This is a genomic window from Salinivibrio sharmensis (assembly GCF_001995985.1).
GTDB lineage: Bacteria > Pseudomonadota > Gammaproteobacteria > Enterobacterales > Vibrionaceae > Salinivibrio > Salinivibrio sharmensis.
On sequence record NZ_MUFC01000016.1, the window covers coordinates 1 to 13964 of the forward strand.

The 13964-nt window shown below is 51.7% G+C and carries 12 protein-coding genes; 7 read left to right on the forward strand and 5 right to left on the reverse strand.

The features are described 5' to 3' along the window. Window positions 1-515 precede the first annotated feature (515 nt). Window positions 516-848 carry an SMR family transporter gene (locus BZG74_RS12790; protein WP_077772961.1) on the forward strand — a complete coding sequence of 111 codons (333 nt, stop codon included), beginning with the start codon at window positions 516-518 and terminating at the stop codon, window positions 846-848. Window positions 849-928: 80 nt separating this feature from the next. On the opposite strand, the gene groL is transcribed toward BZG74_RS12790, so the two are convergent. Both groL and BZG74_RS12800 read right to left on the reverse strand, forming a co-directional pair. Next, window positions 929-2578, reverse strand: a complete 1650-nt coding sequence (gene groL / locus BZG74_RS12795) for a chaperonin GroEL (RefSeq protein WP_077639278.1) — start codon at window positions 2576-2578, stop codon at window positions 929-931. A 43-nt stretch (window positions 2579-2621) separates the two neighbouring features. Further along, on the reverse strand, window positions 2622-2912 hold the full coding sequence (locus BZG74_RS12800; protein WP_046074554.1) for a co-chaperone GroES: 291 nt from the start codon (window positions 2910-2912) through the stop codon (window positions 2622-2624). 218 nt (window positions 2913-3130) lie between these two features. On the opposite strand from BZG74_RS12800, the gene BZG74_RS12805 reads away from it, so the two are divergent. Next, window positions 3131-4480 carry an MATE family efflux transporter gene (locus BZG74_RS12805; RefSeq protein ID WP_077772962.1) on the forward strand — a complete coding sequence of 450 codons (1350 nt, stop codon included), beginning with the start codon at window positions 3131-3133 and terminating at the stop codon, window positions 4478-4480. On the opposite strand, the gene BZG74_RS12810 is transcribed toward BZG74_RS12805, so the two are convergent. Continuing rightward, window positions 4450-4938, reverse strand: coding sequence for a MarR family winged helix-turn-helix transcriptional regulator (locus tag BZG74_RS12810; RefSeq protein WP_316243046.1), 489 nt, complete (start codon window positions 4936-4938; stop codon window positions 4450-4452). The genes BZG74_RS12805 and BZG74_RS12810 overlap by 31 nt on opposite strands. Window positions 4939-5170: 232 nt before the next feature. Here BZG74_RS12810 and BZG74_RS12815 point away from each other — a divergent pair, with 232 nt between their 5' ends. From BZG74_RS12815 to BZG74_RS12830, 4 genes are read left to right on the forward strand one after another with little or no spacing between them, the layout of a single operon-like run. Next, window positions 5171-6310 carry a homogentisate 1,2-dioxygenase gene (locus tag BZG74_RS12815; protein ID WP_077772963.1) on the forward strand — a complete coding sequence of 380 codons (1140 nt, stop codon included), beginning with the start codon at window positions 5171-5173 and terminating at the stop codon, window positions 6308-6310. Window positions 6311-6324: 14 nt separating this feature from the next. Continuing rightward, window positions 6325-7311: a fumarylacetoacetate hydrolase family protein gene (locus BZG74_RS12820; protein WP_077772964.1), complete on the forward strand. Its 987-nt coding sequence runs from the start codon at window positions 6325-6327 to the stop codon at window positions 7309-7311. Window positions 7312-7371: 60 nt separating this feature from the next. Continuing rightward, window positions 7372-7992: a maleylacetoacetate isomerase gene (maiA, locus tag BZG74_RS12825; RefSeq protein ID WP_077772965.1), complete on the forward strand. Its 621-nt coding sequence runs from the start codon at window positions 7372-7374 to the stop codon at window positions 7990-7992. Window positions 7993-8001: 9 nt separating this feature from the next. Continuing rightward, a complete protein-coding gene (locus BZG74_RS12830; protein ID WP_077772966.1) occupies window positions 8002-9960 on the forward strand; it encodes an acetoacetate--CoA ligase in 1959 nt (652 codons plus the stop codon). A gap of 69 nt (window positions 9961-10029) precedes the next feature. Here BZG74_RS12830 and BZG74_RS12835 read toward each other — a convergent pair whose 3' ends face one another. Beyond that, entirely contained in the window at window positions 10030-10545 is a 516-nt protein-coding gene (locus BZG74_RS12835) for an FxsA family protein (protein WP_077772967.1), read from the reverse strand. A 306-nt stretch (window positions 10546-10851) separates the two neighbouring features. Here BZG74_RS12835 and aspA point away from each other — a divergent pair, with 306 nt between their 5' ends. Continuing rightward, complete coding sequence (gene aspA / locus BZG74_RS12840) at window positions 10852-12303, forward strand: aspartate ammonia-lyase (protein ID WP_392397595.1); 1452 nt, start codon at window positions 10852-10854, stop codon at window positions 12301-12303. A gap of 98 nt (window positions 12304-12401) precedes the next feature. Here the strand turns inward: aspA and BZG74_RS12845 are convergent, their stop codons facing one another. After that, complete coding sequence (locus tag BZG74_RS12845) at window positions 12402-13712, reverse strand: anaerobic C4-dicarboxylate transporter family protein (protein ID WP_069361517.1); 1311 nt, start codon at window positions 13710-13712, stop codon at window positions 12402-12404. Window positions 13713-13964 lie beyond the last annotated feature (252 nt).

A 13964-nucleotide genomic window follows, 5' to 3' on the forward strand; every position in this document is an offset into this window, starting at 1 on the left:
ATCTGAGCCATGATCAAACTCTTCAATTTAAGTTTGGTGTTTCCGTAGAAACTGCTCAATGAATACTGATTACTGTTTATCTCCGAAGAGACAAACGAATTGACTGTGCCGAATAACTAAAAGTTATCGTTTGGTCACTCAGTTCATCGAATAAATCTTTTTGTCTATTCTCAACGAGTGCCCACACAGATTGCATAGGTCAAATTGTTAAAGAGCGTRTTGACTTCGTGGTCGGCATTTCGTGACTTGCGTCTCGYTGCCCCGTCAACAGGAAGCGCAGTATAGAGATCTCAGTTTTTACCGCAACCCCTTTTTTTAAAAAAAATCTCACCTGAACGAAATTCGTACAAAACACCTTTTTTTGTCTATTTTACCCCCTATATTTTGCCGCCAGTGTTCACCTTGGCTTACATGCCCGATCGTATTTTTCACTCTTCTCCACTCAAAATGAGGCATACATCATAAAAATTGGCTGGTAGCATGGCCTGCCTGTTTCTCACTTGGGAGTCATCGATATGAAGCATTGGCTTTTTCTAGGGTTTGCTATTGTGGCAGAGGTGATTGCAACCGCATCACTCAAAAACAGTGACGGCTTTTCTAAGCTCGTTCCTTCGATATTAGTGGTGGTGGGATACAGTTTCTCTTTTTATCTACTCGCCCTCACTTTGCGCGCAATTCCTGTAGGCATCGCTTATGCCATATGGGCCGGCGCGGGCGTGACATTGATTGCTTTGATTGGCTGGCTGGTCTTTGACCAAAAGCTGGATACGCCGGCGGTGATCGGAATGGCATTGATTGTCTCTGGTGTGGCCGTGATGAACATATTCTCATCCACCTCAGCACACTGACGATTAAAAATAGATTCAGACAGCACACAACGAAAAAACCCAGCCGAAGCTGGGTTTTTTCATTTCAGGGGGAGAGGCGATTACATCATGCCGCCCATTCCGCCCATGCCACCCATACCAGCAGCAGCGCCCATATCAGCACCGCCGTCTTTTTGTGGCAGATCGGTAACCATGGCTTCAGTCGTGATCATCAGACCCGCAACAGAGGCAGCGAACTGTAGTGCACTACGTGTTACTTTGGTTGGGTCAAGAATGCCCATCTCAATCATATCACCGTATTCGCCAGTTGATGCATTGTAGCCAAAGTGGTTGTCGCCAGATTTCACTTTGTTAGCAACCACTGAGTCTTCATCACCTGCGTTAGTCGCGATTTGACGAAGAGGTGATTCCATGGCGCGCAGCGCAACACGGATACCGACGTTTTGCTCTTCGTTGTCACCTTTCAGATCACCGACTTTGCTTGCAGCACGGATAAGCGCAACGCCACCACCGGCAACCACGCCTTCTTCAACCGCCGCACGTGTTGCGTGCAGAGCATCTTCAACACGGTCTTTCTTCTCTTTCATTTCGACTTCAGTCGCTGCACCGACTTTGATCACCGCAACACCGCCAGCCAGTTTGGCGACGCGCTCTTGCAGTTTCTCTTTGTCGTAATCAGACGTCGCTTCTTCGATTTGCTGACGAATCTGCGCAACACGCCCTTCAATCGCAGCTTCCTCACCAACACCGTCAACGATGGTGGTGTTGTCTTTAGTAACAGTGACACGTTTGGCTTGACCCAAATCTTCCAGCGTCACTTTCTCTAGGTCCATGCCGATTTCTTCAGAAACCACAGTACCTGCTGTCAAGGTTGCGATATCTTGTAGCATCGCTTTACGACGGTCACCGAACCCAGGTGCTTTTACAGCCGCAACTTTAACGATGCCACGCATGTTGTTGACCACCAAGGTTGCCAGTGCTTCACCTTCAAGGTCTTCTGCAATGATAAGCAGTGGACGAGACGCTTTAGAAACCGCTTCAAGGGTTGGTAGCAGCTCGCGGATGTTCGAGACTTTTTTGTCGATCAGCAGGATAAATGGGTTATCCAGCTCAACGTTACCGGCTTCTTGGTTATTGATGAAGTAAGGAGACAGGTAACCACGGTCGAACTGCATACCTTCTACGACACTCAGTTCGTCTTGCAGTGATTGGCCTTCTTCAACGGTAATCACGCCATCACGGCCTACTTTTTCCATCGCTTGAGCGATGATCTTACCAACGGTGTGGTCAGAGTTCGCGGAAATCGTGCCCACTTGCTCAATCGCATTGTTGCTGGTGCAAGGCGCTGATAGGTTTTTCAGCTCTTCAACCGCCGCAACAACTGCTTTGTCGATACCACGCTTTAGATCCATTGGGTTCATGCCTGCCGCTACTGCTTTCAAGCCTTCATTAACAATGGATTGCGCCAATACTGTAGCGGTAGTGGTACCGTCACCCGCCGCGTCGTTTGACTGAGACGCTACTTCTTTCACCATTTGTGCGCCCATGTTCTGGAACTTGTCTTCCAGTTCAATTTCACGCGCAACAGAGACGCCATCTTTGGTGATGGTTGGGGCACCGAATGATTTGTCTAGTACTACGTTACGACCTTTAGGGCCCAGTGTGACTTTCACGGCATCAGCCAGAACATTCACACCTTCGAGCATTTTCGCACGCGCGTCGTCACTAAATTTAACGTCTTTAGCAGCCATGATTCTATTCCTTTCTTACATTATTGATTGGAGGTGAAATGAATTATTCAACGATTGCCATAATGTCGCTTTCAGACAAGATCAGAACTTCTTGACCCTCGATTTTTTCCGTCTTGGTGCCAAAGCCTTCAGAGAAGATAACAGTGTCACCCACTTGAACGTCCAATGGCTGCACGTTGCCGTTTTCAAGAATACGGCCTTTGCCTACCGCCAGCACTTTACCGCGGGTAGACTTTTCTGCAGCAGAACCAGTTAACACGATGCCGCCCGCTGATTTAGACTCAGCTTCTTGGCGCTCAACGATAACGCGATCATGTAGTGGACGAATGTTCATCGGTCGTCTCCTGAATTAGTAATGATGTTCCGTTTGATGAAGTAAGTATGCACACAGGCCGTACATGCGTCCGGTTCCTGATGTAACTCCCTATGTGGGGACGCCCTTTTTCTTTCCCAAGGGTTTTACAGCAATTTTTTTGTTTTTTTAGACTGGCAACTTTCTCCGATTGTGAGGATCCGCTAGGGTAAGCCGTCCCAACCCAGTGATAAGAAACTATGAACGACAAACACGGGCTGCTGTCTGCCCCGATCAACCTCACATTACGTAAGATGACCGTACCCATGGTATTTGGGCTGTTCGCGATCATCATGTTCAATGTGGTGGATACCTTCTTTATTTCACTGCTTGGCACGGAAGCACTAGCTGCGGTGAGCTTCACCTTTCCCATCACCTTTGCGGTCAACTCCATCACGCTCGGATTAGGGGTCGGCATTGCTGCCTTGGTCGCGCGATTACTCGGCCAGGGCGATCATCAAGATGCTGCGCGGGTCTCGAGTCACGGTTTGATCTTGGCGGTCTTCATGGTGATGGCCGTCGGCTGGTTGGGGGCGGCCACCATCAACCCAGTGTTTTCCGCGTTGGGGGCAAGCGACAACTTATTGCCGTTAATCCATGACTATATGCAAGTGTGGTACCTCACCATTCCATTACTTGTGGTACCCATGGCAGGGAACGCGGCTATCCGTGCCACAGGCGACACGAAAACACCGGCGAAAATCATGATGGTCTCCGGCCTGATTAATGGGGCGCTCGACCCCTTACTGATTTTTGGCTTGGGCCCATTTCCCGAGCTGGGTGTGCAAGGGGCCGCCATCGCCAGTGCCGTCAGCTGGGCCGGCGCATTAATGGCCGCGCTGAGTATACTTATCCGCCGTGAGCGACTGTTGATGCCGCCGCAATGGAGCAAGCTAGCGACTGATGTGCGTCAGATCCTCAAAATTGGCATGCCGGCTGGAATGACCAATGCCTTAAACCCAGCCGCAGGCGCCATTTTAATGATGATGCTTGCCTCACAGGGAACAGAAAGCGTTGCCGCCTATGGCGCCGCTCAACGCATTGAAGCCATTTTATTAATTGTGATGATGGCGATGACGTCATCGCTCACGCCCTTAATGTCGCAAAACTTTGGCGCGCAATATCACCAACGGGCCTTTCAAGCGCTGTTTAGCGCGATGCGCTTTGCCATTTTGTTCCAGTTTGCCGTGTACTTGTCGCTGTGGCCTTTTATCGATCTGATTGCGGATGTATTCAGTGACGATGTGCGGGTTCAACAAGAAATTGCCCACTATTTGATGGTGGTTCCGGCCAGTTACGGCTTACAAGGCACCTTGATGTTATTGGTCGGCGGCCTGAATGCCATGAAGCGTTCACTGCATTCGTTCGCTTGCAACCTAGTGCGTTTGTTTGTCTTCCTAGTGCCCTGTGCATGGCTGGGCGGCATGGTCAACGGCACCCATGGCCTGTTTGCGGGAATCGCCATTGCCAATCTACTGGCCGGTATTATGGCGTACCTGTATGCCCTGGTGCTGCGCCGTCAGATGCTCGCGTCTTCACTGCCTGCTTGATCCAGTTCATGAACGCGGTGCTGCAACACATCTAGCGCCTGATAAAGCGCTTGATACTGCGCCGCACTGAGTCCCTCGAGCATGGCTTTTTCCCACTCCAGTACTTTGGGAACAATGGTCTGATAATGGGTGCGGCCTTTGTCGGTCAAATGGACTAACGCGGCGCGCTGATCACCTTGGCACGCGCGCCGCTCCACTAACTGATGCTGCTCTAAACGGGTAAGCAAGCGCGACACTTTTACTTTATCCAGCCGCGTTTCTGCGGCTAAATCTTTCGCCATCACGCCATCCCGTGCGCCCAAAGAGGCCAGCACGCGCCATTCTGGACGCGACAATCCAAACTCTGCTTCATAACGTGCCGCAAGACTATCGGCAACCAGTTCCGCCGTGTGAACCAGCTTATAAGGCAAAAAGCTATCGAGCGCTAAATGAGGAAGGGTCATATCATTTAGTTTCAAGTGAAATCATGTGGAATACTTTACGAGAGGCTTCGATAAGATGCAAAGGTAGTGCTTTGTTTACACTTACGGTTTTTAAGCGGCAAAAATACTGAACACAAAAGGTAAATTATTTGTTAACAGCGCGTTGCTTTTTCTCGTCTCTGATCGCTAATATAAACGAATAGATTGTTTCTTTTGAAACTATTTGGCCGTCCCGGTGAGCACGGCCGCCCAGCACAAGGAGCGAGTTATGCGAAAGTGGTTTTCATTCCCCATTCGTGAAGGGGATGCCTCACGTCAAGCCCACTGCGACTTCCCTGAGGGAACCTACGAGCGCGAGTGTGGCAAAGAAGGCTTTTTTGGCCCGGCCAGTCATATGTATCACCGCCATCCCCCGACGGGCTGGAGCGAGTGGGAAGGGCCATTGCGACCGCATGCTTTTGATACCAACCGAGTTGAAACTCAAGGCACATCGCCAATGGATGCACCTGTGCTGTTATCCAATGCCAACGTTCAGGTTCGCTTATGGCGCACCGATACCGCCATGTCTTATCTAGTGCGCAACAGCGATGGTGATGATTGCTTATTTGTCCATCAGGGCGAAGGCTCGCTGTATTGCGATTATGGCCACTTGCGCTACACCAAAGGCGATTATTTGATCATTCCTCGCGCCACCAGCTGGCGGCTCGTGCCAGATGAGGCCACCACTTTGCTGATGATTGAAGCGACTCACGGCTCCTACATGAGCGCCGAACGAGGCATTGTCGGCGAACATGCGGTGTTTGACCCCGCGGTGTTAGAACATGCGCGCATTGACGATAGCTTTAAAGCCCAGCAATCCGATAACGAAAGCTGGCAGGTGATGATCAAATCGCGCCAACAGCTTAACCGCGTCACTTATCCTTATAACCCACTCGATGCGGTGGGCTGGAAGGGCAACCTCACCGTATTCCGACTCAACTGGCGAGATATCCGCCCGTTGATGAGCCATCGTTATCACTTACCGCCATCCGCGCACACCACCTTTGTCGCGCAAGGTTTTGTGATTTGCACCTTTGTCCCCCGCCCAATCGAGTCGGATCCCGGCGCACTGAAGGTGCCTTTCTACCACAATAACGATGACTATGATGAGGTGCTTTTCTATCACCAAGGTGACTTTTTCAGCCGCGATAACATTGATGCCGGCATGGTGACCCTACACCCTTGTGGCTTCCCACATGGCCCTCACCCAAAAGCCTTTGCTGCGGGCAAAAAGCATCAGAAAAAAGAGACCGATGAAGTGGCGGTGATGATCGATACCCGCATGCCACTTGATATGAGCGACGCGGCGAAAGCCACCGAACTGACCGATTATGTTTACTCTTGGCGCACGCCAAGTGACGCAGAATAGCGAAGGAGAAAGCAATGAAACTGGCTTCACTCAAACACGGACGTGATGGCAAATTGATTTTGGTCTCTCGTGACCTTACTCGCGCCGTCCACGCCGACGATATTGCGCCCACACTACAAGCGGCACTCGATAACTGGGCGACACTGGCGCCCAAACTGACTCAGCGCTACGACGCGCTCAATGACAACCAAGTCAGTGAGTCCTTTGCCTTTGACCCCAGTGTCTGCGACTCACCACTGCCCCGCGCCTTTCAGTGGGCGGATGGCAGCGCCTACGTTAACCACGTTGAACTGGTGCGCAAAGCACGCGGCGCACAAATGCCTGAGAGTTTTTGGACCGACCCACTGATGTATCAAGGCATGTCTGATGGCTTTCTCGGTCCACGTGACGAGATTGAATTGGTGGATGATGCATGGGGCTGTGACTTTGAAGCCGAGCTTGCCGTCGTCACCGATGATGTGCCCATGCACCTTAGTGCTGACAAAGCGGGCCAACACATTAAACTGCTGATGCTGGTCAACGATGTTTCCCTGCGCAACCTGATCCCCGGCGAGCTTGCCAAAGGGTTCGGCTTTTTCCAATCCAAGCCCGCCTCTGCCTTTTCGCCGGTGGCGGTTACCCCTGATGAGCTGGGCGATCACTGGCACGATCATAAAGTCCACTTACCGATGCATGTCACCCTGAACGGCGAATGGTTCGGCTCGCCCGAGGCCGGTGTCGATATGACCTTTGATTTTGCCGAGCTGGTCGCCCATGTGGCGAAAAGCCGCCATGTCAGTGCCGGGACTATTATTGGCTCCGGCACCGTGTCCAATACCGATCGCAGTAAAGGCTCGTGCTGCTTAGCCGAAAAGCGCATGTTGGAAATTATCGACCAAGGCGAGGCAAAAACCCCATTTATGACCTTTGGCGATAGCGTCACCATCGATATGCGCGACAGCCAAGATGCGTCTATTTTCGGTGCCATTGAGCAAACCGTGACCCGCTACATTGCCGAGTAACCTTGATGCGCGCCTAGTGCCTCTAGGCGCGCTTGACGTTGACGCCGTCTAGGAGCTTGTATGCTGCTTTATGATTACAGTAAGTCGACCGCGGCCTACCGCGTCCGCATCGCCCTTGGCCTTAAAGGCCTCACCTACCAACGAGAAACCGTGTCCCTGCTGGATAAACACCAGCATAGCGACGCCTATCGTTCGCTCAACCCCGCCGGTTTAGTGCCGACCTTGGTCGATGGCGATGTCACCTTGAGCCAATCGCTCGCCATTATCGAATACCTCGATGAGCGCTATCCACAGGTCAAACTGCTCCCCAGTGATCCAGTGCAAAAAGCCCAGTGCCGCTCTTTGGCACTCGACATTGCCTGTGATGTGCATCCACTCAATAACTTACGGGTTCTGCAATACTTAACTGGCCCCTTTGGCCATAGTGATGACGACAAAATCACTTGGTATCACCATTGGCTAAAACAAGGGTTCGATGGCTTGGAAGCCAAACTACAAGGATTAGACAGCCCCTTTATCGGCGGAGAAGCGCCCAATTTGGCCGATATTTGTTTGGTCGCGCAGCTGTTTAATGCACGCCGATTTGCGTTTGATTTAACGGCCTACCCAACTTTGACGCACATTGAGGCACAGTGCCAAACGCTGGATGCATTTATACAGGCACACCCTGATAAGAGCTAAGGAGAGAACATGAAAGACGGATTGTTGTGGGCGCCGGATAAGGAGCGTCAAACCCACACGTTACTCGCCGCGTTTATCCGTGCCGTGAATCAGACTCACGACACCCAGCTGAGTGGTTATGACGATCTTTATGCCTGGTCAGTACGTCAAAGCGGCGATTTTTGGCAACAGTTATGGCAATTTGCTGGCGTGATCGGCGATCTGGGCGAGAGAGTGTGCGATATCGACCCCGAGCACCCCAATCGAGATAGCCACTGGTTTCCCACCGCACGTCTGAACTATGCCGAAAACCTACTAAAGCACGCAGAGCAATATGCCGACCAACCGGCGATGATTTTTAGCGGTGAGCATGAGGTAGCACGAACTCTCACTTGGCGTGAGCTCGTCGATCAGGTCGCGGCCATCCGTCACTACCTAGATATGCAAGGTGTTCAACCGGGCGATGTGGTTGCTGGCTATTTACCTAATCTCCCTGAAACCGTGATTGCAATGCTTGCCACCGCGGCACTGGGCGCGATTTGGACCTCAACCTCACCGGACTTTGGCGTCGACAGTGTGTTAGACCGTTTTGGCCAAACCGAGCCCAAAGTGCTGTTTACCACCGATCATTACCACTACAACGGCAAAACCTATGACTGCCTGAATAAAGCACAGCAGGTGGTGGATAACGTACCGGCCATTGAGCGCCTAGTGGTGATCCCTTTTGATAGCGATCGACCTTCTTTACCTGCTGGCGTGGATAACTGGCAAGACTTATTAGCCAAGGACTCGCCGCCGCTTCGCTTTACCCGCGTGGCGTTCAATGCCCCACTCTTTGTGCTGTACTCTTCCGGCACCACGGGTAAGCCCAAGTGCATTATTCATTCGGTGGGGGGAATATTGCTCAATCATTTGAAAGAGCATCAGCTCCATTCGGATGTGCGCCCCGGTGATCGCTTTTTCTACTTCACCACCTGCGGCTGGATGATGTGGAATTGGCAGGTCAGTGCCTTGGCAAGCGGCGCGACCTTGGTGCTTTATGATGGCTCACCGTTTTATCCCGATGCGGGGGTACTTTGGCGACTGGCCGAGCAGCAACAGCTCACCCTTTTTGGTACGGCGGCGAAATACTTAGAAGCATTGGAAAAACAAGGGGTGGCACCGAAAGATGATTACTCGCTGGCGTCGCTACGCGTCTTGTGTTCGACCGGCTCGGTACTTGCGCCCGAGCAGTTTGATTATGTCTATCAAAAGATAAAGTCTGATCTGCAGTTAAGCTCGATTGCGGGTGGTACCGACATTTGTGGCTGCTTTGTCCTTGGCAGTCCGCTGTCACCGGTTTATCGCGGTGAAAGCCAAAAGCGGGGCTTGGCGCTCGATGTACAAGTGTTTAACGCCCAAGGCCAAGCGGTCGAGGAGAAGAAAGGGGAGCTGGTGTGCTGTAATAGCTTCCCCAACCAGCCAGTTGGCTTTTGGCACGATACCGATGGCAGTCGCTATCACAATGCCTATTGGAACAAGATTGATGATATCTGGTTTCATGGTGACTATGTGCGCCTGACCGCACAAGGCGGCATGGTGTTTTATGGTCGGTCTGATGCGGTACTAAACCCAGGCGGGGTACGAATTGGCACGGCAGAAATCTATCGCCATGTGAATCAGCTTAGCGAGATCATGGATTCAGTGGTCATCGGCCAGCAATGGCAAAATGATGTCCGCGTGGTGCTATTCGTTAAACTCGCCGCCGGCGTGACACTGGATGAGCCACTCAAGCAAGCCATCAAAAAAACCATCCGTACCCAGTGCACGCCACGTCACGTTCCCGCCGTGATTGCCGAGGTGAGCGATATTCCACGCACCAAGTCAGGGAAACTGGCTGAGCTGGCGGTGCGCGATGTGGTTCATGGCCAAGACGTGGCACAGTTAAGCGCGTTGGATAACCCAGCATCACTCGACCAATACCGTCAGCGTCCTGAGCTCAACGAGTAAGCTGACGCCATGATCGAAAAAGGCCGCATCTTCATGCGGCCTTTTGGCTGGGCTTAATCCCGAAATAGCTTAGCGCAGGCGATGGTCATCATCGTCATCTTTGCGCTCATATTCCCCCTCAAAGGTGTTGCCATCCTCACCACGGCCTCCGCGACGGAAAGGATCCTCCCCGAAAGGGCCTTGCGCATTGCCCCCCTGATGGAAGCCACCTTGGCTAAAGCCTGCTTGAGACACAGTGACGCGCTTCATCACTTGTTTGGCGAGCGCGGCTCGCGGCCTAGGTAAAAGCACCAACATCCCCATCGCATCGGTCATAAAACCTGGCGTTAACAGCAGCACGCCAGCGACGGCCAGCATCACGCCTTCAAGGATTTGCTGAGCGGGTAATTCCCCTCGGTTGAGCCTGTCTTGCACCGAAGCCAAGGTCATAATGCCTTGGCTTCGCACCAGAGACGCACCGACAAACGCGGTAATCAAAACCAGTGCCAGTGTGGGCCACAGCCCCAGCCAGCCACCAACCTGAATAAACAGGCCAATTTCGATCACTGGCACCAAAATAAATAGCAGTAATAAAACTGGAAACACGGTTCACCTCGCACTGGAAATTCACTTTTCATCCTAACATCAAAATCACGCAAAAGCCGAATCGGGAAAGTGGATTTACTGCTTGAATCTCGCGGCAAGAAAGCGCATTTTGTTATCGCCTCCTCTTAGTGCTGTGACCGGTGTCAGCCCTTTTCACCGCATCATATGCTCTAATAGCGGCGAAAGGATGTAAGAGACGATACATCCAGCCAAAATCTCTGAGGAATGGATTCTACAGCAAAATTTGTGGCGACGTTTTAATCATTATAATAACTTTGATGTTAAGGCCAACACATGTCTCAGACGATTATTACACCCAATGATACCCCTACGCTGACTACTGCAACCCGCCTTGAAGAAGACTTACTCGGTCAACGCGCTGTTCCAGCCGATGCGTATTACGGTATTCACACCTTGCGCGCCATTGAGAACTTTACCATCTCAAGTACCCGTATTTCAGACATTCCCGATTTCGTACGCGGCATGGTATACACCAAAAAAGCCGCCGCGATGGCAAACCAAGAACTCGGCGTGATCCCTTCTGATGTCGGTGACTACATTGTTAAAGCCTGTGACCAGATTTTGGAAACGGGTAAATGCATGGACCAGTTCCCCTCGGATGTCTTCCAAGGCGGTGCAGGCACCTCAGTGAACATGAATGCTAACGAGGTGATTGCCAACCTTGCGCTTGAACTGATGGGGCATGAGAAAGGTGACTATGATGTGATTAACCCCAACGATCACGTCAATAAGAGCCAATCCACCAACTGTGCGTACCCAACAGGCTTCCGTATTGCCGTTTACAACAGCATTCTCAAGCTAATGGATGCGATTGATTACCTGCAAAAAGAATTCGATGCCAAAGCTGAAGCCTATGCGCATGTCATCAAAATGGGCCGCACCCAGCTGCAAGACGCGGTACCGATGACGGTCGGGCAAGAATTCAAAGCCTTCTCAGTGCTACTGCGCGAAGAAATCAAAAACATTAAATATACCGCCGCGCTGCTGTTAGAGGTCAACCTCGGCGCCACCGCGATTGGCACCAAACTGAATGCCGCAGAAGGCTATCAGCAACTGGCGGTGAAACGCCTAGCTGAAATCACAGGCCTGCCGTGTATCCCAGCAGAAGATTTGATTGAAGCCACGTCAGACTGTGGGTCGTATGTGATGGTCCATGGCTCGCTAAAACGCCTGGCGGTGAAACTATCGAAGATTTGTAACGACCTCCGACTGCTCTCCTCGGGCCCACGTGCCGGGCTCAATGAAATTAACCTACCTGAAATGCAGGCCGGCTCATCCATCATGCCCGCTAAGGTTAACCCGGTGATCCCAGAAGTGGTGAACCAGGTTTGCTATCGCGTGATGGGGAATGACACCACCATCACCTTTGCTGCCGAAGCCGGTCAATTGCAACTTAACGTGATGGAGCCGGTGATTGGCCAGGCGCTGTTTGAGTCTATCTCCATTCTGGCGAATGGCTGCCGGAACTTGGGTGAGAAGTGCGTGAGTGGGATCACCGTTAACCAAGCCGTGTGCGAACACTACGTGCTTAACTCGATTGGGATTATCACTTATCTTAACCCCTTTATCGGCCACCATGAAGGCGATATTGTCGGTAAGATTTGCGCCGAAACGGGTAAGAGCGTCAAAGAGGTGGTGCTCGAGCGTGGTTTAATGACCGAGGCGGAGCTGGACGAGATCTTCTCGGTGGAGAACCTGATGCATCCTAAGTATCGCGGTAAACGCTTTAACGCCTAGTGGGTCAGTCATCAGTGGGTCACTCACAACAGACACCAACCACCTACAGAGACAACAAGGGCGCTGATAGCGCCCTTCTTTTATACCTTCAATTGCCGTTACAACACCTGGGTAATCAGCAAACCACAAGCGATACTGAACACCATACTCAGCAAGCCTGGTGCCATAAAGCTGTGATTAAAAATATACTTACCAATCCGCGTGGTGCCGGTTCGGTCAAAGTCGATAGAGGCAATGATCGGCCCGTAGTTAGGAATAAAGAAGTAGCCATTCACCGCTACAAAGGTCGCAATAATCATCGAAGGCGGCAGCCCCAAGGTAATCGCCACAGGCACCAACACCGCTGTCGTTGCACCTTGGCTGTTCACCATGACTGACAAAGCGAACAGCGCAAACGCAAATGTCCACGGTGCCATCTCAACCAAGCCAGACACCGCCTCTTTTACCATCTCGCCATGGCCACCAATCAAAGTATCACCTAGCCAAGCAATACCAAAGATAGCGACAATCGCACGCATCCCGGCATGGAATACCGAACCTTGGCTAATCGCATTGCCGTCCGGCTTACAGGTCAAAATGATCAGTGCCCCCACTGACAACATCACGATTTCAATGGTATGCGCCATCCCCATTGGCTCGCCATCAAAGGCCGGGCGCAGGGTTGGGAATGCCCCCATGATGACCACGGCTAAGGCACCAAATAAGAACAAGCCAACCGATTTCTTCGCCTCCGGCGTGACTTCGATATCTTCAACGGCCAAATCCGCTTCCATTTCTCGACGAAAGTCGGGATCTTGTAAACGGCGTTGATATTCAGGATCGTCTTTAAGCTCTTTACCCAGCTTATTAACAATCACACACGCCAAGGCAAGGCCAATAAAGGTGCTGGGAATGGTAACCGACAGCACATCAGTAAGGGTAATCCCTTGCGGCTCTAAAAAGGCCACACACGCCACCACCGCAGCGGCGATGGGGCTGGCCACAATCGCAAATTGCGAGGCAATGACCGCCATCCCTAACGGACGAGCCGGACGAATGCCGCTTTTACGACTGACTTCAGCGATAACTGGTAAGACCGAATAGGCAACGTGTCCGGTTCCCGCCATCATGGTGAAGACATAAGTCACTAAAGGGGCAACAAAGGTAATGTGACGTGGGTTTTTACGTAATATATTGGTGGCAATTTTAATTAAAAAATCCAAGCCACCTGCTGCTTGCATGGTGGCTGCCGCGGCGACCACCGCCATGATCATTAATAAAACATCAATCGGCGGATGCGTGGGCTGTAAACCAAACCCAAAACTTAAGACAGCGAGCCCGACCCCGCCCATCACACCTAAACCAATGCCGCCGATACGGGCACCAATTAAGATGCAGCTGAGTACCACTAATAACTCAACCAAGAACATAACTTTCTCCTACTTTGGATAGACGTCCCCACGCGTCCGTTCACATGCATTCATTGTCTATGGCACGCCCATGGCGTATTGGGGTAGATACGATATGACGGCTCCTCCGTCGGCCTATCGCCACTAATAAGCACCATCCTTGGTGGGAGATGTGAGCAACCGCGCTCAGCACCATGGCCAAATCCTAACCAGATGCCGTCACGCGCATGTTGATTCAGGTAAGAAAAAGTAACACTTTTCGCGAACTGACAA

What these genes read in the sequence shown, in the direction of transcription:
- BZG74_RS12830 (WP_077772966.1), top strand. Translation starts at nt 8,002, where the DNA reads ATGAAAGACGGATTGTTGTGGGCGCCGGATAAGGAGCGTCAAACCCAC.
- maiA (WP_077772965.1), top strand. Translation starts at nt 7,372, where the DNA reads ATGCTGCTTTATGATTACAGTAAGTCGACCGCGGCCTACCGCGTCCGC.
- BZG74_RS12790 (WP_077772961.1), top strand. Translation starts at nt 516, where the DNA reads ATGAAGCATTGGCTTTTTCTAGGGTTTGCTATTGTGGCAGAGGTGATT.
- BZG74_RS12805 (WP_077772962.1), top strand. Translation starts at nt 3,131, where the DNA reads ATGAACGACAAACACGGGCTGCTGTCTGCCCCGATCAACCTCACATTA.
- BZG74_RS12845 (WP_069361517.1), bottom strand. Translation starts at nt 13,712, where the DNA reads ATGTTCTTGGTTGAGTTATTAGTGGTACTCAGCTGCATCTTAATTGGT.
- BZG74_RS12815 (WP_077772963.1), top strand. Translation starts at nt 5,171, where the DNA reads ATGCGAAAGTGGTTTTCATTCCCCATTCGTGAAGGGGATGCCTCACGT.
- groL (WP_077639278.1), bottom strand. Translation starts at nt 2,578, where the DNA reads ATGGCTGCTAAAGACGTTAAATTTAGTGACGACGCGCGTGCGAAAATG.
- BZG74_RS12820 (WP_077772964.1), top strand. Translation starts at nt 6,325, where the DNA reads ATGAAACTGGCTTCACTCAAACACGGACGTGATGGCAAATTGATTTTG.
- BZG74_RS12800 (WP_046074554.1), bottom strand. Translation starts at nt 2,912, where the DNA reads ATGAACATTCGTCCACTACATGATCGCGTTATCGTTGAGCGCCAAGAA.